The sequence below is a fragment of the Oleiphilus sp. HI0125 genome (genome assembly GCF_001635355.1).
Genome location: NZ_LWGF01000659.1, coordinates 41,677 through 65,925, shown reverse-complemented (window position 1 = coordinate 65,925; position 24,249 = coordinate 41,677). Strand labels below are relative to the sequence as shown.

Here is a 24,249-nt window from a genome sequence, read left to right as displayed (position 1 = left end):
TAATGGAATCAAGAAGATTTGAGGTGATCGCTTCCTATGAAACCCGTGAGATAAGTCTGTCTTTTTACGGGTTCCTTCTGATATTGTTTTATAAAACAATTACTTAAAAAAATGCTTCTGGGTTTATACGGACCCGTGTAAACCCAAGTCTTCTTTTTGCGCAAAAAGAATCTTGGTTTCTAATGATAGGGTGCTCTTTAAGTGATTGGATCAATTAAACAAAAATGGAATTTTGATGATCGTGAAGACGCTTTGTCCTCTGCGGTTTATACGGAATCCCGTATAAAAAGCTGTTATATTTCAGAGGAGAAACGTGAATTCTGATCGTCCCACCAGTGTTAATGTCATTGCTTGGTTTTTCATGATTTTGGGAGGCCTAAGCATTCTCAGCGCAACTGGCTACTTACTCGTCTATTTCCAAGAACCTTCAACTTCATTTGGCGTATTGCCTGGGGTTCTGCAAATTCTAATCGCCGGCAGCTTTGTGGTTGCGGGTGCACTTTTTCTTCGAGGCTCTGCACGAATGCGTCAAGCCTTAGAGTGGGGCTCTTACTTATTAGCAATCGCCATAATTGCCTATGGCATAAACTTTTCTAGCAATTTTGGTAGTGCTCTTCCATTTGCTTTCATAGCAATTTATTTAGTCCCTCTTTTTTTCGTGGTTAAGGCACTTCGTAGTCAAAAGGTTCGCAACTATGCCAGCAAGACATAACAAGGTGCAGCACAGCGCGGCTATGCCGCTCGGACAGCCAAAGCGTTGCTTTGCCTACCTGTGTGCACGGCGTTATGAGTCAAAATGAAACCTACACATGTGTGACTACTACGAAATAGTTGATTGGGTTAGCCGTATTAGTGCACTAGCATTTTTCGGTCTTATATTCTTCGTGTTGGCTAATAAAAACGAAGATCATCCGGGCCGGTGGTATGATGCTTTTATTGGGCCCTTTATCGTAATAATCGACGCAACATATATAAAACCCAAAGCAAGGTGGGCTCAAAAACTATTCGTAGTTACTACGGTAATTTTTATCCCCGCAATAATTGCGGCGAAAGCATGGGAAGGCTGTGTTGCAATATAAAACTCATAAAAAGTGTTTAGCGGAGCGGAGGGTTCGTTAAACACACTGTTAGGTGACTGAATGAGCAACGAAGCTAAAGCTCTCGAAGGTATCCGAAAGGCATCTGGTACGGAGCAGGGGGAATACAGTATTGATGGGTTTGTTTCGCATCATATAGATGAGCTTCCTAGTACATATTGGGAAAAGCATTTGAACACTGAGACCCCATCGAGTGAGCAAGTCATAGGTCTATGACTTCACGCTACCCGACGGCGTTATAGACTATGTAGTAAGTGTGTCTTTCGATGATGACGGAAATATCGACAGACATTGAAATGGAGAGCTAGCGAATGCACCTAAAAAGTGTTTAGCGGACCGGAGGGTTCGTTAAACACACTGTTATAAGCAAAAAGGATTAGCGTGAATTTAAAGTCAGTCTTAATAGCTACCTTCGTTTCATTGGGTATTTATTTCATATTTAAAACTATCTCATTGTCATTTATGCCGGCCTATGAGTTGTTTTCCACTGATCTAGATGCAGCATCGACGGCGCTTTCGTTGGTTAAACTATTTAAGTATTTGGGTGTCTTCTTGGCATGTTATATCGCAATAGGTCTGGCTAATCGTGCTAATGCAGTTCATTGGCAGTATGCTGTTTATTCAATTTTTATTGCTTTGCCTATTGTTGCCTTGGTGGTGTTCCCAGATATTGAGCGCACAACGTTCCCTGATCTAAACGACGTAATTAATGATGTTCCTAGGCTTATTTATTATTGCTTGGCAGCATTCGTCGGTTTGTTTTTGGGCATTAGGTTTAACCAATTAAAAAGCATATAAAAAGTGTTTAGCGGACCGGAGGGTTCGTTAAACACACTGTTATGAGTCATGAGAGTATCGAATGAGTAGCAATGAAATATCCCCAGAATTCTGGGAAAGAGCTGATGAAGTTATCGCTGTTGCCAATAAGCAGGCGGCAGACGCTGATACTAGGAAAGTGAGCTCTTCCACGCTTTATGCTGCGGCCAGGTTCAATGCTTTCAATGTTGCATCATCTGCTGACGATGTCGAAGAAATGAAAAAAGACAAAGAAGAGGCCATACGCTATTTTACCGAGCAATATCGAAAAATGCTTACAGAGAACCTTGATGAATATATTGAAAGCTATGATGAGTACACGCCTCATGGTTAGTTCATCCCAAGCATCACTTATAAAAAGTATTTAGCGGACCGGAGGGTTCGTTAAACACACTGTTACACGTAGAAGAAATCATGAAGCCATACATACTTTTTGTATTCTTGTTAACATCGATAATTGTAAATGCAGCTCCAGAATCTAATGCGTCAGAAGAGTACGATATTTGGACAACTAGAGTAGATGATTCTTTGTGCACCATTAGTGGGGGTATTGTTGCAAGGCATCCAGCAGGCGAGACCAGAGTAATCGCGTATTACACGACTGCCTTCACCCAAGACAAAGTAACTCAATCTCTTGGCCTTGAACTAAATAAGCCTCAGCTAGTAATTGAATCCCAAGATACAACCCTAGCACCAGGCTACGAAATTTTGTTAATTGCCAACGAAATAACTTATAGGGCTTGTCCTAAAGAAGGCGCATATACTCTTAGCGCCAAAGATACAGCGTCATTGATCAAAAATAGCAGACATGCAGGTTCTTTTAAGCTAGGTTTTATGCTGGCCAATGGCAATACCTGCATCATTGAGCTGGGGTACAAAAACTTAGCTGCACACATTAAAGAAGCAACGGGCTGCGGCTATGAATCAATCGTGTAACAAGGCGCTCAACGCTCGGCCAACGAGTTGGCCTGGTCTGTCACTGCTGCGCAGCGCCAGCCCGTTAGCTTGGCATAAAGACGTACTAAGAATGAAAAGCGGACATTGGTTTTCCATTCGCAAAAGACAACTGCAGACCTTGGCGCTGCTCAGTTCTTAGTGCACGCTTCAAGAGGGAAGGAGACTTTCGCCTCGAAGATGTATTGCATCGGCTGTTTATGAAAAGCGGACATTTCAACGAATATTTTCGAGTCGCACTGTTTCGAAAGAGGGCAAATGAAGTTTCACTCTATTAGCTTGTCAAATAACAATAAAGCATGTGTGAGCATTCTTTTGTTAATTTGCTTAGATCAATTTGAGGGGCAAACAAAACACCTTGATGGGTAAGGTTCTCTATGGTTTGCATAACCACAAAGCTTGCGAGTTTTAGATCCTCACTACTTATTTCATGGGCTCGGCTTTTCAAAAAGCTCTCGGTTAAATTCAGCAATACGCCATCGAGCTCTTCTACGCGAGTGTAGCCGTCTAGTTTGTTTAGCTCTCTTACGAGTACCTGATGTAGCTGCGGTTCTTGCTTATGAGCGTCCATAACCGCATGCACCATGGTTTCAAGCGCTTCTTTCAGGTCAAGAGAAGGCAGCTTTTGTAAAGTAGCCATAATGATTGTGAGCATCTCATCAATATGGCGATTGCCCAATTCAGCAAGAATCGTTTCTTTATTCCCAAAGTATTGATAAATCGAACCAACGCTAACTCCTGCGATTTTAGCAATGTGGTTGGTGTTTAATTTCCCCTGTCCTTCGCTAACTAAAATATGAGCGCTGGCTTCGAGTATGCAATCCACTGTATTAGATGATCGGCTCTGAGCGGGCTTGCGACGGGGCTTTGAGGTGGTTTTATTGACTTTCATGAGAATAAATAAACGCGAGTATTTAATGTGAGTAAATACTCATATTATAGTGTTCTGTTATCTAAAGCACCGTTTAGCGCTACGCAGTCCAATGGAGGAATTGAGTTTGATGAAAGAGCAACCAAGTTACCAAAGTGAATCATACTGGCAAAACTACCAAGATTATTTTCCGGAACACCTACGGATTAATCACCAAAACCAGCCCAAAGAGGAGTGGTGGTTGTGGCAGGGAATCAATGTTCATTTAGATCGTTATGTTCCATCGACCAAAGATGACGTAAAGGTGATCATGCTGCATGGAGGTGGTGGCTATGCACGTTTGTTGAGCCCGTTGGCCCTCGACCTGTATGAGAAGGGATATGAAGTCGTGATGCCAGACTTTCCAGGGTATGGATTAACTGATTCGCCGGAAAGAAAGGTGGACTACCTAACTTGGGCAGATTTGGTTGTCGATTTAATTGAGCATGAATCAGAGCAAGGCCCGCAAAAAATCGTATTGTATGGGCTTAGCTTGGGTGGGATGCTAGCGTACTATGCGGCAGCTAGATCAAAATATGTTAAGGGCATTATCGCAACCACATTGTGTGATCCGCGATTGGCTTCTGTTAGAGCTGCTTTCGCTAAATTCCCTCGAATGAGCTCGGCAATCTTACCGTTATTGAAATGTCTAAACCCCATTTTAGGAACACTAAAGTTTCCTTTGAAATGGTTTTCTAAAATGCACGCTTTATCGAATAATGCCGAATTTAATCAACTTGTTGTTAACGACCCAAACGGTGGTGGAAATCGAACACCGCTGCATTTCATGCTTTCGATTATGATTGCAACACCTAAAGTTGAACCCGAGAACTTCAACTCGTGCTCGGTTTTGTTGGCTCATCCAGCAGAAGATAAATGGACGCCATTTGAACTCAGCGAACAGTTCTATCAGCGCTTGGCCTGCAATAAAAAAGTTGTTTTATTGGAAAACGCTGGGCACATGCCCATAGAGCAGCAAGGTTTAGATCAGTTAAGTCGTGCAGCTAGTAAATTTCTAGAAGAGGTAAAAGGCGGCAGGCCAAACACAAAACTGTAATTTCACATTCAGTCAGTTGCTCAAAAATGAATGCCACAAGTCGCTTTTATAATATCGGCTTTATCACAATATCCGATGAAGGTTTTCAGTTTTAGTTCCCACCGCTTTTGTCTAACTCCATGCATTGCACTTTAAACAATAGATGATGCGCTTCGCTTACCCTTCGGGCCGATTTTTTGTCGTTCAACGCGCTAAAGCGCTTTTGTGCCGCCTGCGCGGCAATGACATCATGAAAAGAATAACGCGGTTTAATCACTCTTTAATGATAGATGGCTGATATCCGGTACAACGGCTGTTTCTTCTTTCTTTTCTTGCCCAAGATCACTACCAGTCGGTGCGAGCGAAACATTATCTAGTTCCTTCAACTCTGGGGTAGGAGGCTCTTCGGCTTTTTCGGCAAGATCTACCCCTACTGGGTCTAGGCTTAATGCACTTTGCGATAGCATTTGATCCACCTTTTCACCCGCGACATTCAAGCCACTTTTACTCTCTACTGCCATAGGCGCAGCAGGTGCAGACTCTTCTACCGTTGGCAGAGGTATTTCTGACTCAGGTTCAGCGGCTGGAGCTGGAGCTGGAGCTGGAGCTGGAGCTGGAGCTGGAGCTGGAGCTGGAGCTGGAGCTGGAGCTGGAGCTGGAGACGATGCTGGCTGATCTGTGCTTTCAAGCTGACACTTTGCACCACGAGCTTTTAATGCAGCGAGATATTTATCACCCGTTGCTTGATCTAGCTTGCCTTTCAGTACCACACGTTGACCTGAAAACATTTTTTCGATCTGTGCAGGATTGGCTTTAAATAACTGCGCAAGCTTAGCTTTACAGTCGTCTAAATCCGCACCAGGTTGTAACTCACCGTAGAAAGTTAATTCGAACATCACCCACCTCTTTACTCTTCACTATTCTTCTTATCGGCCTCTGCATGCCATACGCATACTTGATTTCGACCTTGTCTCTTTGCTTGCGCTAATGCTTGGTCAGCTTTAACGCTTAATTCTGAAAAATGCTCACACTCATGAAACTCAACCAAGCCAAATGAGACGGTTAACTTAACGCGCTGCGCTCTAAAATGAAGTGGCAACGACATAATCGTTTTACGCAACTTTTCCATCACTTGCTCAGCAACATCTATTTTCGTAACGGGCAGAATAAATATGAATTTCTCGCCGCCATAACGCGCAACAAAATCAGTCTTGCGCATACGCTCTTTAAGTTCTTTACCGATAATCTGCAGAGTCCTATCACCAGATAAATGTCCATAGCGTTCATTAATTGAATCGAAATGATCAATATCTGCCGCACAAAGTGCCACCGGCTTTTTGTAGCGTTGCCAACGTAAATATTCGAACTCTAAACGCTCGTCGTAGGCTTCGCGGCTTGCCAATCCTGTGAGTACATCTTCGAGTGCTGAGTGACGCTCTTCTTCGAGTTGAGAGCGTAACTTCTTTTGTTCAAGCAACAAACTTTGAACACCTTGCTGCACTGCCTCTAACTCTGGCTGAAAACCAGCGCTGAGTTTTTCTCCGCGTTTGACGAATTCAACGGCGATGTCTGAAATGTCTTCGAGGTGCTCGCGAATCGAGTCTTTTAACTGCTTTTCAAGTTCAGGGATAGGCTGCCCATCGGCATTCAATTCAAGCGCGATGCGTTTTTCATTCACGCTCTGTTCAAGTTGTTTACTCAAGTCCAACCACGTTTGATCTCTCTCATCATGCCCTGATAAGAAATCTGTCATCACCTGAAGTTGTTGATCCAACTCATGCAAAAAGGTATCAAACTGACGCTGGCCTTTCCCCATTGACGCGATGATCAGATTACTTAGATCTTCTAATGTTGGAGGCAGTTCATACCAGTTGACTCGACTAGCAATGCGTAATCGCAAGGCTTGTAGATCTTGTTGCGCACTTTCTGGGTAGCTTAGTTGGCTGAGCAATGCATTTAAAATATCAGCCACTTTGCTCGCGATTGCGCCGTAACCGGGCGTCGACTCAAGTACTTCTTTGAGTTTGGCGGCCCCCGGAAGCTCTATGAAATCATCAGGAACAACTTCAATTCTTGTTTCGATCGTTTCGCTATGATGCTGACCTTTCATTTTATTGAAGACCCCTTCAACCCAATGCTTTCCTTTTTCAAAGACACTTGGTTTATGGAGGTTTGTTCCTGTTGATTCAGGCAAGGAGACACGCAAGTGCTCATCTGATCGGTCTGCTAAAAAACGACGATCAATCTCAGCTAGCGATTCAGCTAGACTTGGCAAAGAACTTAACTCGCCTTTGAGCTTGCGGCGTAGGTCTCTGATTTCGGAATGAAATTCAGGGTTCGACTCATCAACACTTAAACATAAACGCGAGACAATACGCTGAAGCAACTCAACATGCTCACGATAGCGTTCGCTTAAGTTTTCGTTGTCATCAACTTGTTTTAGATAGCGCTGACGCCATTGCTTGTCATCACCATTTTGAGCCGTGCTCATTCAACTGCCCCTGAACGCAATCGTAAAAGTGGTCTTTTTTAAAAACGATCTTTTGAGTGTAGTCAGGAGAATGAAATTTGGCAGGCAAATTTCTGCTGAAACAGCCACGCTTTGAGAATACGTGGCCATTCAGATAGGTATCTGATTAATCTAGTAAAGAAGGGACTTTTTCTGCGTGTGTTTTGCTACGTGCTCGTGCCAATAAATCGGGCAACAAACGCGAAATAAAATCACTGATATAGGACAAAAACAAAGACCCCATTGATGAATCGAAATGTTGCGGATTCGTACTTGCCAAACTAATTACGCCATACAGCTGGCCATTTCGCATTGGAATCACGGCAGCAGAACCAACTTGCGACGCCTCGCTCTGATATAAGAACGCTAGCTGCTTATCAGTAAAACGACCACACACCGCGTTTTGGCTATCTACCAAAGTGCCTAAGGCATCACGCGCATCTTGCTCACTTAAGATATGTAGTTCTGAAGCTGGGTAATCAGACTTATCCGCGAAAACCACAATACGCGCAAAATCGATATTCGCATCTTCTTTAAAGGCAGCCTGAAGCACATACTCGATCTCATCCATGCTTTTCACATCAAGCATATCAAGCAATAAACGTTTGCTCGTTTCAAAGTGCTTGTCGTTTTCTGTAGCCGCTTGAATTAGTTCATTTAATTGAACACGCAACTTGTCACGATCTTCACGAAATACTTGAACCTGACGCTCGCCTAAAGAGATTGCTTTCCCGCTTTCATGCGGGAACGTAAGTTCTTGTAGTAGTGCTTCATGTTTAACGAAAAAGTCAGGAGATTGTTTTAGAAATTCGACAACTTGTTCTTCTCTGACGGCCTGTTCCGGAGCGATCGTTTGTTCTGTCATTGTTATGTTCTTAGTTTGTTATCAATTAAAGAAGTGCCCGTTTATTGCGGCACTTCGACTAGCACTGTAGCTAGATTCTTACTTGTCCTTTGAAGACCGTTGCAGCAGGACCAACCATAATCAAGTTATGGCCTCGCCCAGCCCATTCAATTATCAAATTACCACCAGGAAGCTTCACTTCAACAGGGCTTTCAAGAAGACCACGCTCAATCCCGGCCACCACTGCCGCACACGCGCCAGTGCCACACGCGAGCGTTTCACCAGCACCGCGTTCAAAAACACGCAGCTTTATAAAGCGAGCATGGACCACTTCCATAAACCCAATATTGGCTTTGTTTGGAAAGCGCGTATGTTTTTCTAACTGAGGCCCCAGCTCTTCAACATTTGCTGTCGCAACATCATCAACAAGCATCACGCCATGCGGATTACCCATTGATACGGCCGATAACTCATAATAGGCTTCTTCGACAGCCAGCGAATAAGTGCTGGCTTGCTGATCTGCTTCAAACGGAATTTGCGCGGGCTCCAATACTGGCTCACCCATATCGACACGAACACGACCATCTTCTTGAATGGTTAGCTCAATATCGGCATTACAGGTTTCAACCTTGATCACCGACTTATCGGTCAAGCCTTGCTCACGAACAAATACAGCAAAACAGCGCGCACCATTGCCACACTGTTCTACTTCTGAACCGTCTGCATTGAAGATGCGATATTTAAAATCCATGTCAGGCTTGCTTGGTGGCTCAACCAGTAACATTTGGTCGAAGCCAATGCCCATGCGCCGATCGGCGAGCTTTTTGATCTGCTCTGTTCGAAAATGCGCATGCTGGCTAATCATGTCGACAACAACAAAGTCGTTGCCTAAGCCGTGCATTTTAGTGAATTCAACAATCATGCGACTTACTCTTCAAACACATGCTCAAGGCGAATTTGCTCTTCAAAGGTCTCGCGCTCTCGACCAACAAACACTCGCTCGTTATCAACGATTAGCTCTGCCGCGCGATTCCGTGAATTATAATTCGAGCTCATTGCAAAGCCGTATGCTCCTGATGAACACACTGCAAGCAAATCACCTTCTGCGATATTTAAGGCACGATCTTTACCAAGAAAATCACCCGTCTCACAGATAGGACCAACGACATCATAGGTCTTCGCTTCACTCTTTGTACGAGGACTCACTGGCACGATGTCTTGCCAAGCACTGTAGAGCGACGGACGCATTAGATCGTTCATAGCAGCATCAACAACCGCGAAGTTTTTCTCTTCGTTGTGCTTCAAATATTCAACACGCGTTAGCAAGATTCCTGAGTTAGCAGCAATAGAACGCCCCGGCTCCATGACGATAGTCAGGTTACGACCTTCTACTTTCTTAAGTACTTCTTGAACATAAGAGGCCGTTTCTGGAGGCTGTTCATCCGAGTACCGCACGCCAAGACCACCGCCGATATCGAGATGCTCTAGCGTAATGCCTTTGTCTTGTAGTTGATCGACTAGCAACAGCACACGATCTAGTGCATCAAGGAATGGCTGAGTTTCGGTTAACTGAGAACCGATATGGCAATCAATCCCTGTTACACGAATACCTTCCAGTGAGGCTGCTGCTTGATAAATATCAAGCGCGACATCAATCGATACGCCGAATTTATTATCTTTCAAACCCGTTGAAATATAGGGATGGGTCTTCGCATCTACGTCTGGATTCACACGCAAAGAAATCGGCGCAACCATGCCCAAAGCCGATGCAACTTCGTTAAGCTGATATAACTCTGACTCAGACTCTACATTGAAACAGTGAACGCCCGCTTTTAGGGCTTCAGCCATTTCATCTGCTTGCTTACCCACACCCGAAAAAACAACTTTCGATGCGTCAGCACCTGCCGCGAGTACACGCTTTAATTCGCCAATCGATACGATGTCAAAACCTGCACCTAAATGAGCAAGAATGCTCAATACCGCGAGATTCGAATTCGCTTTTACTGCGTAACAAACAAGGTGATCGTGATCCCCGAATGCATTTTTATAAGCAAGAAAGCTCTGCTCAAATGCTGCACGTGAATACACATACGTTGGCGTACCGTATTGCTCTGCAATGTCTTGAAGGGATGCGTTTTCAGCGTAAAGCTGACCATTTTTTAGAGTAAAATAATCCATACTATTTCAGCGATTAAATCGCTCGCCGCCTTTACTAATCAAGTTATGCGTCAGATGACTGCTCTTGTGCAGGTTCTTCTGTTTCAGGTAAATACAAGGCGCCCTTTTGTCCGCAGCCCAATAACACTGAGCTTACAACTAAAAGCAGACCAAAGGTCTTTATTTGGCGCATGGCGATTTCCAAAAAAGATTTTCTGACATCAAAGATGGGGCGATTATAGCTTGTCGTACAAGCAAAGACTAACGCTAAGATGTGCGCTGCTGGGAATTAACAGCTTTGGCAAAAGCTGTTTCAAATTCAATGAATACTTTAAAGTAATCAAGAACACCAAAGCCTTGGCCATCACTGCGCAATACACCCAAAGGATCAGCGGGAAAACTCAGATCAGTGAGTTTCAAATACGCACCCGCGCGTGTACGAGAGTGCTCAAAACTATGTGTTAATGCGGCGAATTGTTGATCACCATATTCGGTATAAGAGAAGTCTTTACCAAGCGCATGGAAATCATAATGCAAGGTGTCTCCTGCATAATTAGCGAAGGCGTGAACGGGCTCTGCCTCTAGCAAATCAATCCGCTTTATGCGCCGTGTATGAATATCACCTTGTGACTCGGACACTGCATACAGCGCAACCGTTGGCATAACACCGTGATGATGATGCGCCATACTCAATTGTCTGCGATCTAGCACGGTACTTAAGAAAGAGAACACCGCTGACTGCATGATCGACTCGTCTTGGCGTGGAAGGCTCCCCTTTAACAAGCCCCCAAACTCGTCTAATACATACAGATCAATTTCGTTCTCTTGATAGACATAAAAGACTTGAATTAAATCTGGCTCGTTCATCGCGAGCGCTGTTTTCAGAACGGTTTCGTGTTCAAGGGCATAGCTATCGAACCTAATCGGCAAGTAACTGCCTTCAACACGCCTTAAACGTTCAAAGAGTACATCTTGAGTTTCGAACAGCTCAAAACGAAATTGCTTGTTCGCTGCATGAATCAAATAGAAGGATTTGCCCAAACCAATAATATACCTAACTGAACGGACTTGATGATCTGGGCCAAATAATACAGAGCGAGCCTCATAAAATAATGCTTTCACTCGGTCTTCAATGGCTCTCGCTCTGAACGAACTAAAACAGCGCACGATCAATTCGAATGGCCCACCTGCTTGCTCTGCACACAGCAACAAATAAGCTTGTAAGTTCTGCAGTAAAGTCTCACCTACCTCATAACGCACGGCAGATACTTCACCCCAGCTGTTCAGTACAACCTGATCGATGGTTTTAACCAAATTGGCTTGTTGCGAGCTGTAGGACAATGAATCTGTACGATCACTGATTCGCTGCCCTGCCTGATCTTGCTCGTCTTCGGCAGGCCCATCGATATTAATCAATAATATAATGCGTCGAATGCGTGCAGCCGTTTCAAAACACGATTGATCTGGTGTCGGTAACGGCAATGGAAATTCTTGCTCTAGACAATCTAATACGCTGTGAACATCTCGGATACTGGTCGCGCTCTCACCCGGCACTAGACTCAAACGCGTTGCTCTACTCACAATGCCGTTGAAGTAAAGCCAGGCCAGCAATTCCACCAAGCTACTGTTCTTTTTCAATGGCTGGGCAAAAGCTGCATCTGCCGGTGTGGCAAGCTCTTTGTATAAAAGCCATGCCTTTGGATCGGTCTGAAATTCTTGGCTAGAAGCATGATGCAAGGCGAGATTTTCTTCCCACATGCTCGGACTGATGCCTAAGTTGATCGCTTCGATCTTGCCTGCTTTTCGTTGAAAAACCGCGTATAACTTACGACCGAGTAGATTCATATCGGTTTGCGTGATGGAGCTACTAATGGCATTTGCGCGTGCGTAATTAGTTAAAAAGCGATACGCGTTGGTCAACTCTGCCAACAAACTTTGACGCTCCGTCGCCACTTCATTTACACGCCAAGTATGCCGTTCATCCAAGTGACGCAACTGATTCTTTGTCCATCCCCAAGCACTAACTTGCTCCTGCAAAAACTGTCGCTGCCAAGACACTTTCCGCACTGTTCGCGAGAGTTTTTTATTCACCTTCAAATAAAAACTTTTACGTATCAGATCTAGACGATTCTCTTGCTTCTGACGATGTAAATAATTTTCTAAACGGCGATACAACAGGTAATACGGATCAAGGCTGGCTAGGTCTAGTTCGTCGTCGTAAATCGCTTGTTTAAACTCAACCCCAAGCGTTGGAAAATCAGGAAGCTCACGGGCATAGACCTCTGCCAACATGAGTTTCAATGTCGATTTATAAGGCGACTCTAAACTCTTATAAAGCTGCCATAAGCCTGCCCCAACCAACTCACTTTTCGGGATATCGTATAACCCACCAAAGTCGATAGTCTCTGTTTCTTTGATAAAGCGTTTTTCAAGAAGCATTGCGGCGGTTTGATCGTAGTCTTGCTCCATTCGCGGCGGCACTAACCACCAAAGCGGATAACGACCAGCGAGCAATATCGCGGTACGATAAAACTCATCGAGCAATAGGACATGTTGCGCAGAGCCGCTGCTCTCTTTATCCATGCTTGGCACGGATACGCCATGCTTGAAGCGAGAGGCACACATCACAAAAGTATGCAGTTCGAGCCCTTCATCATTCGCCCACTTGTCGATGAGTTTAGCCTTCTCACTCAATACGTCTTGTTCTTGCTGGGTTAACTGATCATCAATACATAACCATGCATCTACGTCACTGGCCTCAGAGTGCGCTAAGGTGCCAGTGCTACCCATAATAAATAGAGAATGAATTTGCGCCTTGTGTCGTCGATCTTGTTTAAATCGAAAGGTACGACTAAAACCTGCCGCGATAGATAAAGCTTCTTTGCTTGGTGCAAACTCCGACACACCACGCGGTGCATCGCGAGACACGTAACCGGGTAACAAGGGGTGGTTAACTTGGTATAAAAGAGGAAGAATTCTTAATAGATCAGCTTGTCGAGAACCTAAACCCTCGTAAGTTCGTTCCAAGCGTTGTTGATTCACACCCAAGAAGCGATCTCGAATGTGTCGGAGTAATTTTCGATCAACACCGTCGGTGTAATCGACAGAAATTTTTCGCTGAAGACTTAGCGGCATAGCAAACTTAAACTTGGCAAAATACTGCCGATGAACAGGCTCAATTAGAACGGTTTTCGTTTAAATACAGAAACAAACAAAAACCGTTCCAATCATAGTCTTCTTAGCGTGTACTAAGTCCCTGTTCAGCGCGCTTCACGGCTTCACGAACTTGTGCCGGCGCCGTCCCACCAATGTGATTACGCGCATTAACCGAGCCTTCTAAGGTGAGAACATCAAATACGTCATCGACGATTGTGTCACTAAACTGTTGAAGCTCTTCTAAGCTCATCTCTGAGAGATCTTTGCCTTGTTCAATACCATAAGCAACTGCTTTACCCACTACTTCGTGCGCGTCGCGGAAAGGCATACCTTTCACCACTAAGTAATCTGCAAGATCAGTTGCCGTCGCAAAACCTTTTAACGCTGCATCGCGCATATTTGACGCTTTAACCTGCAAGGCTGGAACCATGTCAGCATAGGCACGCAAACATCCTTTTACGGTATCAAGCACATCGAATAAAGGCTCTTTGTCTTCTTGATTATCTTTGTTGTAGGCCAATGGCTGAGATTTCATAAGCATAAGTAGAGAGATCAAATGCCCAGTTACGCGACCACTTTTACCGCGTACAAGTTCTGGTACATCTGGATTCTTCTTCTGCGGCATGATTGAAGAGCCCGTGCAAAAACGATCAGGCAAATCAATAAAGTCAAACTGCGCAGAGGCCCATAAAATGAGTTCTTCGGAAGCGCGCGACAAATGCATTAACAAGAGGCTCGCAAATGAACAAAACTCAATCGCAAAATCACGGTCGCTCACGGAATCAAGAGAGTTATAGCTCGGACGCTCAAAACCAAGCAATTCAGCAGTTAGAGCGCGATCGATAGGGTAACTTGTGCCAGCCAAAGCCGCGGCACCAAGCGGCATGATGTTGACACGCTTACGGCAGTCCATCAAACGTTCATAATCGCGTTGCAACATTTCGTTCCAGGCCATAACGTGATGCCCGAACGTAACCGGTTGTGCAGTTTGAAGATGCGTAAAGCCTGGCATAATCGTTTCAGCTTCACGCTGTGCCAAGCCAACAATACCCTGTTGAAGACGGGTAATTTCACTTGCAATAAAGTCGATTTCATCGCGCAAATACAAACGAATATCTGTCGCAACCTGGTCATTACGTGAACGGCCTGTATGAAGCTTCTTGCCTGTAATACCAATTTTCTCGGTAAGCTTCGCTTCAATATTCATGTGCACATCTTCAAGCGCAACCGACCATTCAAACTCGCCTGCTTCAATATCTGCGCGCACTTCGCTCAAACCTTGAATGATTTGATCACGTTCTTGCTCACTCAACACACCCACTTTTGCAAGCATGGTCGCATGTGCAATCGAGCCTTGAATATCGTGAAAGTACATACGTTGATCAAACTGAACCGAAGCGGTGAATTCCGCGACAAATGCGTCTGTTGGCTCGTTAAAACGACCACCCCAAGACTGGTTGGTGGCATTTGAATCATTGCTCATGCTGGATTACCCATCTACACTAAAATCATTGCTGCCGCAGGAATTCTCTGGCGGCCCAGTAAAGCGCCGAAGTATATCATGAATAACAAAGCCACTGCGCCTCAAAAAGACGTGACGCTAACGAACAGTTTTATTCCGAATTTATGTCACGCTCAAAGCATTGCGATCGTCATTTTATGCACGCAAGTTTTGGCCTTTATTATTGCTTTGATTCAAACAACGCATGGCCTGCTAGATTGGCAAACCCTTGGCTTCACCTCGCTCATATTGCATGCCATTGGACTCAGTTCTTGCGTTCTACTCTGTGCTGCTCGTCCAATCAATGCTCGCTTTAGCATCATTGCCCAGGCTTTTTTAGCACTACTTATCGTTATGCTAGTAACGGCCTTGATTAGTTATGCCAGCATACGATTTGTAGAAACCCATATTGTCGATAACGCCAATTTCATTATTCAAAATACGATTGTTGCAGGACTAATTAGCGGATTAGCACTCCGTTACTTTTACTTGGGCTATCTGGCGAAGCAGCAGCAAAAAGCCGAACTACAAGCGCGAATTGAGGCACTTCAATCTCGCATTCGACCGCACTTTTTATTTAATAGCATGAACAGCATCGCCAGTTTGATCGCTACGAAACCTGAACTAGCGGAGGACGCGGTACTCGATTTATCAGAACTTTTTCGCTCCACTCTCAATACACAGCGCCGATACGTTGCGCTTCAAGAAGAGATCTCTCTGTGTAAAAAGTATCTGAATATAGAAGGCTTACGACTTGGCGATCGGTTAAGGGTATCTTGGAAAATCGCCGACAATACTTTGCAGGTAATGATTCCACCTCTGACACTACAACCGATTGTTGAGAATGCAATCTATCACGGCATTCAACCTCTAGCAGATGGAGGAACAATCGATTTTGAAGCGTATATAAAGAACGAGCATGTGTATTTATTAGTGTCTAATCCTGTTGGGGAATCAGAAAAAAACACGCACGGAAATCATATCGCTTTATCGAATATTGCAGATCGCCTTTCTGCTATGTACAAAAAGACTGCCGTTCTGAAGACAAGTCAACACAATAACATCTTTACCACAACGCTCCGGCTGCCAATTCAAAGCAGTCATTAATATGAAAGAAGCGACCAAGATCTTAATTGCAGATGATGAACCTTTAGCCCGAGATCGGCTAGCCCGCATTATTGAGCGTATTGATGGTTACGAGGTATGCGGCCTCGCGAGGAATGGTCAGCAGGCTGTTGAGATAGCGCGAACGGAATATCCCGATATTGCATTGCTCGATATCCGTATGCCCGAAATGGACGGCATCGAAGCCGCTAAACACATCACAAAGCTTGAACCGCCACCAGCAATTATCTTTTGCACCGCCTATGACGAATATGCCTTACAGGCGTTTCAAGCGAATGCCATAGGTTATGTACTAAAGCCGGCTAGAGAAGAGCAGCTTCTGCAAAGTTTGAACCAAGCACAAGCATTAAGTCAGGCTCATTTAAAGGCTGTCAAAGTACTGCAGGCAGGTCAAAGTGCGGATTCATTCTTTATTGCGAACACATGGGATGGCCAAGAAAAGATCGACCTCGACGATATACTGCTATTCAAAGCCGATCAAAAGTATGTGAATGTTATTCATAAGCAAGGCGAAACCTTAAGTAACCAAACCTTAAAAGAACTCGAAGAGCTTTACCCGCACTTCATTCGCGTGCACCGTAGCACTCTCGTTAACACTAAACATCTTAGAAAACTCAAAAAATCCGCATCGGGTACGCACATCATTGAGCTCAGCAATGGCCTCACAACGGAAGTTAGCCGACGGCATTTTAGTGAAGTTCGCGACCTTATCTCCTCTCTCTGAGCCGTTTTAGAAATTTCACAGATCTTTTTTTGTGCCACCCAGCACAGTTTCGGCTTAGTAAGGCGTCATTTAGTCGACACCGTTCTCACTCTCACTATGCCCATAAAAGCAGTTCACAAAAATGTCGCAGAACTTTATGTATGATCCGTAATGTTGTTAAGAAAAACGAGGTCAGTATCCGTGCGTCAACATAACAATAAAGCTAAAAAAATCGCTGGTATCTTTGCATTTGCGCTTGCTCTGTTCAGCACGTCGAGCCATTGTTTAGCCAATCCAAATATTCCAATCAGCGAAGACGACACGATCTTGGTTGACCAACAACCCAATACAAAAATCCCTTACAGTAAAATTGTTAGAACTGTTATTAAGAAGTTTTTTAATCTTGATAGTGAACAGTTAATGACCTTTGGTGGTAATTCTTCAAAACAAGTTGCGAGAAGCTTCAGTGATTATGTTGATCGCACAAAAACCAAAGTTAAGGTCAAAGAGGACGAGATAGAATTTGAGCTGAAACTTCAGTTTTAATTCTCCGAAATACAAACCTCAAAAAGCTCGTTATAATGCCCCAAACTTGAGTAATGAGGGGCAACATGTCCAATCCCACATCTAGCAAAATCCGCATCGCATCACGAGAAAGTGCACTAGCACTTTGGCAAAGTGAATACATCAAAGCGCAATTAGAATCTCTCCACCCTGGCCTTGAAGTCGAGATTGTTGGCATGACAACGAAGGGCGACCAAATTCTTGATGTCCCACTAGCAAAAATTGGCGGCAAGGGTTTATTTGTAAAAGAGCTAGAACAATCTATGTTGGTGGGCGAAACGGATATAGCCGTTCATTCAATGAAAGATGTACCGATGCATTTTCCTGAAGGATTAGAGCTAGCGGCAATTTGTAAACGCGAAAGTCCGTTCGATGCTTTTGTCAGCAATACTTACAACACGATTGATGAGCTCCCTCAAGGAGCTGTTGTTGGCACATCGAGTTTACGCAGAAAAACTCAGCTTGCGGCGCTGCGCCCAGACCTCACCATTAAATCGTTGCGCGGCAATGTAAATACACGTCTCGCGAAACTAGATGCCGGTGAATATGACGCCATTATTCTCGCAGACTCGGGGCTGAAACGTTTAGGTTTTCATGATCGAATCAAACAAGTAATCCCAGCTGAAACATCTCTTCCTGCTGTTGGCCAAGGTGCACTAGGCATTGAGTGTCGAAGTGCAGACCAAGCAATTAAAGCCCTACTACAGCCTTTGATTGATGAGGAAACTAATCTTTGTGTTCGTGCTGAACGAGCCATGAACTCACGACTCGAAGGTGGTTGCCAAGTACCTATTGCTGCCTTTGCTGAGCTTGAAAATGACTCTATTTCTTTAAGAGGATTAGTGTCTGCTATCGATGGCAGTGAAACATTACGCGCAACTGGCTCAACGCAGGCCGATGTAGAAAGTGCTGAAGCACTCGGTAAAGAAGTCGCCGAAGACTTGTTAGCGCAAGGCGCCCAAGCACTTCTCGATCAAGCATACCAAGACTAAGCGCTACAAGATGATCCAGCAGGTATTGAAAGGGCGAAAGATTTTGGTCTGTCGCCCAGAGCCTTCCGCAACGGAGTTATGTACTGTATTAAACTCTGTTGGTGCAAGCAGTATTGCCCTACCCTGCATTCAAATACTTCCCATTGAGCCCAGCCAGACATCAAAGCAATACATCTTTAATTTGGATCAATATGGCAAGGTCATTGTGGTCAGCCAGTTTGCCGCTCATCGTGTCCTGTCTCTCGTTGACGAACTATGGCCTCAAATGCCGGCCGAACAAACGTGGTATGGCATTGGGCGCAAAACAACAAGCGTATTGGCCGAATCCGAAGCTCAGTTATATGACGCTCAACAAGACCTCAACAGTGAAGGTTTATTAGATATTCCCGATCTTCAAAATGTAAAAGGCGAGCGTATTTTAGTTGTAAAAGGCAAAGACGGGCGCAGTAAACTTGAGCAAGGTTTGAGAGCCCGCGGAGCGCAGATTGATCACCTCGATCTTTATGAGCGCTTAAAGCCAGAATACAGCGATGAGCAATTACAAAACGCTTTAAATGACTTTGTACCAGATAGCATCATCACATTGAGTCTTGAGACCTTAGACAATTTGCACGCTTATAGTCAGCAGACGAATTACTCTGCGTATAATGCTAAATTGGTCGTTCCAAGCCAACGCGTCGCATCGCATGCTCAACGCCTTGGATTTAAAGAGATTGCCGTGAGTGAGCAACTGAAACCCATCAACCTGATACAGGCTCTAAAATAACCACACGACACTAAACTCTCAGCTGAGCGCTTAGATGAATAATTGCTAAGTGAAAAGGCAGCATTTTAAGGCTAAGCTCTTACTCTAACGATAACAAAGAAAGAGCATAGCGTGAGCGACGAAAAGCCTGTTAATGAGCCAGTAGAAACAAGCAAAACTGTTCCAGAAACTGGCAATCAGCCATCTCAAAAAACAACGGCCTCTACAAAGCCCAAAAGTACTGATAAAAAATCCTCTGGCTTGCTCAGTAAGTTATTGATCATTGTCGTGCTTGTTTGTCTTGGCACTGGCGGCTATTTTGGCTTCATTTACGGCAAGCAAATCATCGACACTCAAACAAAAATGAGTCAACAACTAGGTTCGCTCAGTAAAGCAGTCAAAGACAACCAGCAAGCATTAGATGCGCTTTCGAATGATCAAAGTAACTTTGCACAATCACTTGAGTCGCAACAAAAACAACAAGCAAAAATAGAATCAGAGCATCAAAAATCTCTTTCGAGCTTGCATCAACAAGTTATAGAAATCACCGGTAATTCACGACAAGACTGGCTCTTAGCAGAAGCAGAATACTTATTGCGTATCGCGAATCAGCGTTTACTCATTGAGAAAGATCCGATAACCGCAGAGAGCCTGTTAGGATCAGCTGATCAAGTATTATCAGAAGCAGACGATGCCGCGTTAATGCCGATTCGCGTTAAAATCGCTGAAGAATTATTAGCACTGCGAAGCATGGCAATTAGCGCAAACGACGAACTTATTGTGCGCTTAAGTGGCTTAGCAAACGTGGTTGAATCCTTAACGTTAGAAACTGAACTCTCCGAAAAAAGTATTGAAGTATCAGCTTTGTCGTCAACATCAACACCAGCAGAACAAAGTCTTGAACTCACTTGGTATGAGATGCTTTGGAGCAAAATCAAAACCGCATTTAACAAGGCTGTTTCGATCCAACGACTTGAAGAAAAGAATGATGCACCGCCATCCCCTCATTACGCGGAATACTTAAAACAAAACTTAGCCTTACGCATTGAACAGGCCAAGCTTTTATTAATGAGACAGCGCCAAGATCAGTTTAAAGCATCTATTTCAAATACCTTGGAATGGATGGCGACATACATGCCCACTAACAATGCATCTGTTGACGCGATCACGGCCGAGCTCAATGAGATAAATCAATTCGATCTCAGCCAAACACAAGTAAACATTGATGGTTCTCTTTCCATGCTCCAGCAGCTTGTCGAAAAAAAGTATCGCAACCACTCCCTCGAGAAATTTAATACGCCTCATCCTGTACAAACAGAAGGCAATGAACAATGAGACGAGTCTTTGTTTTCATCATTCTAGCGATTGTTGCGGCGGCCTTGCTCACTTTGGGCATTCAGTATGATACCGGCTACGTCAAAATCACTTATGGGCATTGGCTGATCGAAAGCAACCTTTGGGTCTTGGTGTCGTTGAATCTCATCGCTCTCATCGGACTTGGGTTTGTCATCAGTACGCTAAAAGCACTTATTCGCGGCTCAAATCAATCAATTCGATGGTTTAAAATTCGCCCAAAACGCAAGGCGAATAACGACTCACAGCGAGGGCTTCTCGCCTTCTTAGAGGGTGATTGGCAAACTGCAAAATCCTTATTAACACAGTCGGCCCAACATGCACGCATGCCTCTGGTGAATTTACTGGCTGCAGCCAACGCGGCAAACCAACAAGGTAATCACAAAGAGTCTGCGCAAATACTCAAGCAAGCCCACGAGCTCGACGGTGGCTCTGAGCTGGCAGCAAGCTTAACGCAAGTCCGTTTGCATATTGAAAACGAACGCTATGAAGCAGCTCTTGCAGTACTAACACGTTTACGAAAACAGCACCCTAAGCACGTATATGTCTTAAAACTAACCGTGCAAGTTTATCGCGCGTTGGAAGATTGGGAGCACCTTGTTGCGTGCTTTGAAGGAGATCTTGCTCAACAGCTAAACTTAAGTGCAGATTTTGAACGACAAGCGTGGGCAAAATTATTTGCGACCTATGCTACACGCCTTAAAACCGAGCAAAAAAATGGTGTTTATGTCGAAAGTTTGGAGTCATCTCTTGCTGAAGTATGGCAGCGTGTACCAAGTAAATATCGCTTTGATGAGCACGTCATTCACGCCTATGTGAGAGAGCTAATGAGTGTCGGCTTAAGTGCTGAATCAGAAGTCATACTTCGAAAAGCCCTAGAAAAATCGTGGAGCGAAAATCTGATCGATGCGTATGGGCGAGCAAAGGGCAAAGACGCGACGAAGCAATTGCTACATGCTGAAAAATGGTTAAAGTCGCGACCTAATAGCCCACGTTTGCTGTTAGCGCTTGGGCGACTATCATTACGATGTGAGCTTTGGGGAAAAGCGCAAGAGTACTTTTCATCGAGCCTAGCTCAGCAACCTTCACTAGAAGCGAGCGCCGAGCTCTATCGATTATCTTGCCACTTGAACAAGCCAGCACAGGATACCGACAAACAACTAGAGCATTTAATGCAGCAATTGCACCTTCCTGAATTACCTCAGCCCCGTTAGTAAATACACGAGGTTAAGCCAAATCGTTAACCCTGCTGAATTTATGATCTAGATCTGATCACGACTCACGTACTCAAGCACGTCAGAATAGAAATTCTCATGCTCGAGGCCTGCATCCTCTAAAGCATCCATTGCTGAGTAAACCATGCGAGGCGACCCCGCAACAAAGACCTTAAAGCCAGACAAGTCACCATGCCCTTCTAACACTGCATCAGCTAGCAAGGAGTGGTGCTGAGTGCTCTGGCTCTGCTCTTGGTCATCATCAGCAACAATAGTTTGAATATGCACATTCTCGTACCGATCTTCTAGATCTTTAACATAGTCGAGCGCATACAAATCACTTTCTTTGCGAGCGGTCCAATACAAACTGAGCTCTTTATCAAATCCGTTGCCAAGCAAGTATTCAATTAAACTCTTCATCTGTGCGAAACCTGTGCCCGCAGCAAGTAGCAAAACTGGTTCGCTTGGTACCGAACTTAAGCAAGCCTTTCCAAACGGCAGCTTCACTTGCACGCTAGCACTCGTTTGTAAAAATTGAACTACTTCAAGCGCTTTTTCCAAATGAGGATCAGCCTGAATATGCAGCTCAATCTCTCGTTGATTCGGCGCACTCGCAATAGAAAAGTATGTTTCGTCTTCACGCTCAGGCAACAACAAGGCTAAATACTGGCCTGCGTAAAATTCTTTCAACTTTCCGGCTGGTTGCTCTAGTACAACTTTATAAACATGCGCCTGCATCTCAGACACCTGTTTAATCTGGCAACTAAATGTATTCATCGGTAATTCACCAGGGCCTAACACCCCGTCCATATAAATTGTCACATCAGTGTGAGGCTTAACATGACATACATAAATTTCGTTCGTATCGTTTGGCGAAACAAGCTCGCCGGTGCGCGTTTCAATACGACCTTGGATTAACTCAGCTCTGCAAATATGGCAAACGCCGTTTCGACAGCTGACTGGAAAACGAATATCAACTCGCTGCCCAGCTTCTATGAGCGTTTCGGATTCAGAGCACTCGAATTGCAGACCGTTCGGCTCAAGCGTAATGGAGTAACTCACTTACCAAACACGCTAAGTCTTTGGCAAGACACCAAGTTCATCCCACATTGAGTCCACACGCGCTTTTACATCCGCATCCATTTCAATTGAACGTCCCCACTCACGATCAGTTTCACCTGGCCATTTATTGGTGGCATCCATACCCATCTTCGACCCCAAACCAGAAATCGGCGAAGCGAAGTCGAGGTAATCTATTGGCGTGTTCTCGACCAAAGTAGTATCGCGTGCTGGATCCATTCTAGTCGTAATTGCCCAGATAACATCTTCCCAATTACGCGCATCTACATCGTCATCAGTCACAATGACAAACTTGGTATACATAAATTGACGCAAGAAAGACCAAACTCCCATCATGACCCGCTTCGCGTGCCCGGGATATTGTTTCTTCATCGTCACTACGGCTAATCGATACGAGCAGCCTTCTGGCGGCAAATAGAAATCAACGATCTCAGGAAACTGCTTTTGCAATATCGGTATAAAGACTTCATTCAATGCAAGCCCAAGTACAGCTGGTTCATCAGGTGGACGTCCCGTGTAAGTACTGTGGTAAATCGGATCTTTACGATGCGTAATACGCTCCACGGTAAATACTGGGAACTCATCTACTTCATTGTAATAACCTGTGTGGTCACCAAATGGACCTTCTGGAGCCGTGTCGTTGGGGTAAATAAAGCCCTCTAAAACAAACTCAGCACTCGCGGGCACAGTCAGCTCAGAATGCTTTGTCTTTACAGTTTCTGTTTTACCGCCACGCAGTAAGCCTGCAAACGCATATTCAGACAACGAGTCTGGCACCGGCGTTACAGCACCTAAAATCGTCGCAGGGTCTGCACCCAAAGCGACCGCCACTGGGAACGGTTTATCGGGATATTTCTCTTGCCACTCACGTAAATCAAGCGCGCCACCACGATGCGATAGCCAGCGCATGATCAGGCGATTCTTACCAATGACTTGCTGACGGTAGATACCTAAATTCTGGCGTTCTCTCTCAGGATCAGGACCTTTCGTTACCACAAGCGGCCATGTAATCAAGGGGCCTGCATCCCCCGGCCAACAGGTTTGAACTGGGATTTTACTGAGATCGACTTGATCCTTCTCGATCACGACTTCTTGGCAAGGTGCGTTACGGAGCACCTTTGGCCCCATATTCAAAACTTGCTTGAAGATAGGAAGTTTCTGCCAAGCATCTTTTAAACCTTTTGGTGGATCAGGCTCTTTTAAAAATGCGAGAAGCTTTCCGACTTCTCGAAGTGCCGTCACATTCTCTTGCCCCATCCCCAAGGCTACGCGCCGAGGTGTACCAAAAAGATTTCCTAAGACCGGTATATCGGAGCCTTTTGGATTTTCAAATAAAATAGCCGGGCCACCGGCTCGAAGCGTACGATCACAAATTTCGGTCATCTCCAAATTTGGATCTACTTCTTTTTTAACGCGTACAAGTTCGCCTTGCTCTTCTAACTGTGAGATAAAATCTCTGAGATCTTTATATTTCATACGGTGTTTTACGAGAA

24 protein-coding genes are annotated in these 24,249 nt (G+C 44.6%); 13 read left to right on the top strand and 11 right to left on the bottom strand.

Annotated elements, in window-relative coordinates:
* Positions 1-313: 313 nt before the first annotated feature.
* From A3762_RS09370 to A3762_RS09345, 5 genes are all read left to right on the top strand, one after another.
* Positions 314-712 (top strand): hypothetical protein, encoded by a 399-nt coding sequence (locus tag A3762_RS09370; protein ID WP_068755118.1) that lies wholly within the window; start codon positions 314-316, stop codon positions 710-712.
* A 427-nt stretch (positions 713-1,139) separates the two neighbouring features.
* Positions 1,140-1,313: a hypothetical protein gene (locus tag A3762_RS09360; protein ID WP_197469167.1), complete on the top strand. Its 174-nt coding sequence runs from the start codon at positions 1,140-1,142 to the stop codon at positions 1,311-1,313.
* Between the two features lie 165 nt (positions 1,314-1,478).
* Positions 1,479-1,895, top strand: coding sequence for a hypothetical protein (locus tag A3762_RS09355; RefSeq protein ID WP_082869039.1), 417 nt, complete (start codon positions 1,479-1,481; stop codon positions 1,893-1,895).
* 61 nt (positions 1,896-1,956) lie between these two features.
* Positions 1,957-2,247 carry a DUF3144 domain-containing protein gene (locus tag A3762_RS09350; RefSeq protein ID WP_068755113.1) on the top strand — a complete coding sequence of 97 codons (291 nt, stop codon included), beginning with the start codon at positions 1,957-1,959 and terminating at the stop codon, positions 2,245-2,247.
* Between the two features lie 80 nt (positions 2,248-2,327).
* Positions 2,328-2,849 (top strand): hypothetical protein, encoded by a 522-nt coding sequence (locus tag A3762_RS09345; RefSeq protein ID WP_068755111.1) that lies wholly within the window; start codon positions 2,328-2,330, stop codon positions 2,847-2,849.
* A 292-nt stretch (positions 2,850-3,141) separates the two neighbouring features.
* On the opposite strand, the gene A3762_RS09340 is transcribed toward A3762_RS09345, so the two are convergent.
* Positions 3,142-3,693 carry a TetR/AcrR family transcriptional regulator gene (locus A3762_RS09340; protein ID WP_068478552.1) on the bottom strand — a complete coding sequence of 184 codons (552 nt, stop codon included), beginning with the start codon at positions 3,691-3,693 and terminating at the stop codon, positions 3,142-3,144.
* A gap of 175 nt (positions 3,694-3,868) precedes the next feature.
* On the opposite strand from A3762_RS09340, the gene A3762_RS09335 reads away from it, so the two are divergent.
* Complete coding sequence (locus tag A3762_RS09335; protein WP_197469166.1) at positions 3,869-4,834, top strand: alpha/beta hydrolase; 966 nt, start codon at positions 3,869-3,871, stop codon at positions 4,832-4,834.
* A gap of 248 nt (positions 4,835-5,082) precedes the next feature.
* On the opposite strand, the gene A3762_RS09330 is transcribed toward A3762_RS09335, so the two are convergent.
* The 8 genes from A3762_RS09330 to argH all read right to left on the bottom strand — a co-directional run bounded on the left by A3762_RS09330 (position 5,083) and on the right by argH (position 14,962).
* On the bottom strand, positions 5,083-5,709 hold the full coding sequence (locus A3762_RS09330) for a hypothetical protein (protein ID WP_068755108.1): 627 nt from the start codon (positions 5,707-5,709) through the stop codon (positions 5,083-5,085).
* Positions 5,710-5,720: 11 nt separating this feature from the next.
* On the bottom strand, positions 5,721-7,304 hold the full coding sequence (locus tag A3762_RS09325) for a GGDEF domain-containing protein (protein ID WP_068755106.1): 1,584 nt from the start codon (positions 7,302-7,304) through the stop codon (positions 5,721-5,723).
* 145 nt (positions 7,305-7,449) lie between these two features.
* Positions 7,450-8,187: a DUF484 family protein gene (locus tag A3762_RS09320; protein WP_068755104.1), complete on the bottom strand. Its 738-nt coding sequence runs from the start codon at positions 8,185-8,187 to the stop codon at positions 7,450-7,452.
* Between the two features lie 70 nt (positions 8,188-8,257).
* A complete protein-coding gene (gene dapF, locus A3762_RS09315; RefSeq protein WP_068755101.1) occupies positions 8,258-9,088 on the bottom strand; it encodes a diaminopimelate epimerase in 831 nt (276 codons plus the stop codon).
* Between the two features lie 5 nt (positions 9,089-9,093).
* Positions 9,094-10,344: a diaminopimelate decarboxylase gene (lysA, locus tag A3762_RS09310; protein ID WP_068755099.1), complete on the bottom strand. Its 1,251-nt coding sequence runs from the start codon at positions 10,342-10,344 to the stop codon at positions 9,094-9,096.
* A gap of 43 nt (positions 10,345-10,387) precedes the next feature.
* Positions 10,388-10,516, bottom strand: coding sequence for a lipoprotein (locus A3762_RS26420; protein ID WP_156493353.1), 129 nt, complete (start codon positions 10,514-10,516; stop codon positions 10,388-10,390).
* Positions 10,517-10,590: 74 nt separating this feature from the next.
* Entirely contained in the window at positions 10,591-13,458 is a 2,868-nt protein-coding gene (locus A3762_RS09305) for a class I adenylate cyclase (RefSeq protein ID WP_068755096.1), read from the bottom strand.
* Between the two features lie 103 nt (positions 13,459-13,561).
* Positions 13,562-14,962: an argininosuccinate lyase gene (gene argH / locus A3762_RS09300; RefSeq protein WP_068474123.1), complete on the bottom strand. Its 1,401-nt coding sequence runs from the start codon at positions 14,960-14,962 to the stop codon at positions 13,562-13,564.
* Positions 14,963-15,040: 78 nt separating this feature from the next.
* Here argH and A3762_RS09295 point away from each other — a divergent pair, with 78 nt between their 5' ends.
* From A3762_RS09295 to A3762_RS09265, 7 genes are all read left to right on the top strand, one after another.
* Positions 15,041-16,087 (top strand): sensor histidine kinase, encoded by a 1,047-nt coding sequence (locus tag A3762_RS09295; RefSeq protein ID WP_082869037.1) that lies wholly within the window; start codon positions 15,041-15,043, stop codon positions 16,085-16,087.
* Between the two features lies 1 nt (position 16,088).
* Positions 16,089-16,829 (top strand): LytTR family DNA-binding domain-containing protein, encoded by a 741-nt coding sequence (locus A3762_RS09290; protein WP_068755094.1) that lies wholly within the window; start codon positions 16,089-16,091, stop codon positions 16,827-16,829.
* Between the two features lie 180 nt (positions 16,830-17,009).
* Complete coding sequence (locus A3762_RS09285; protein WP_068474117.1) at positions 17,010-17,354, top strand: hypothetical protein; 345 nt, start codon at positions 17,010-17,012, stop codon at positions 17,352-17,354.
* 65 nt (positions 17,355-17,419) lie between these two features.
* Positions 17,420-18,364: a hydroxymethylbilane synthase gene (hemC, locus tag A3762_RS09280; RefSeq protein ID WP_068755092.1), complete on the top strand. Its 945-nt coding sequence runs from the start codon at positions 17,420-17,422 to the stop codon at positions 18,362-18,364.
* A 10-nt stretch (positions 18,365-18,374) separates the two neighbouring features.
* Positions 18,375-19,130, top strand: coding sequence for a uroporphyrinogen-III synthase (locus A3762_RS09275; protein WP_068755090.1), 756 nt, complete (start codon positions 18,375-18,377; stop codon positions 19,128-19,130).
* Between the two features lie 111 nt (positions 19,131-19,241).
* Positions 19,242-20,444 carry a uroporphyrinogen-III C-methyltransferase gene (locus A3762_RS09270; RefSeq protein WP_068755088.1) on the top strand — a complete coding sequence of 401 codons (1,203 nt, stop codon included), beginning with the start codon at positions 19,242-19,244 and terminating at the stop codon, positions 20,442-20,444.
* The gene (locus A3762_RS09265; protein WP_068755086.1) at positions 20,441-21,676 is read left to right on the top strand and encodes a heme biosynthesis HemY N-terminal domain-containing protein; all 1,236 of its coding nucleotides are present in this window, start codon (positions 20,441-20,443) and stop codon (positions 21,674-21,676) included. Before A3762_RS09270 ends, A3762_RS09265 begins: the two co-directional genes overlap by 4 nt.
* A 48-nt stretch (positions 21,677-21,724) precedes the next feature.
* Here the strand turns inward: A3762_RS09265 and A3762_RS09260 are convergent, their stop codons facing one another.
* Both A3762_RS09260 and ubiD read right to left on the bottom strand, forming a co-directional pair.
* Entirely contained in the window at positions 21,725-22,738 is a 1,014-nt protein-coding gene (locus A3762_RS09260) for a 2Fe-2S iron-sulfur cluster-binding protein (protein ID WP_082869035.1), read from the bottom strand.
* A 12-nt stretch (positions 22,739-22,750) separates the two neighbouring features.
* The gene (gene ubiD, locus A3762_RS09255; RefSeq protein ID WP_068755084.1) at positions 22,751-24,232 is read right to left on the bottom strand and encodes a 4-hydroxy-3-polyprenylbenzoate decarboxylase; all 1,482 of its coding nucleotides are present in this window, start codon (positions 24,230-24,232) and stop codon (positions 22,751-22,753) included.
* Between the last annotated feature and the right edge of the window lie 17 nt (positions 24,233-24,249).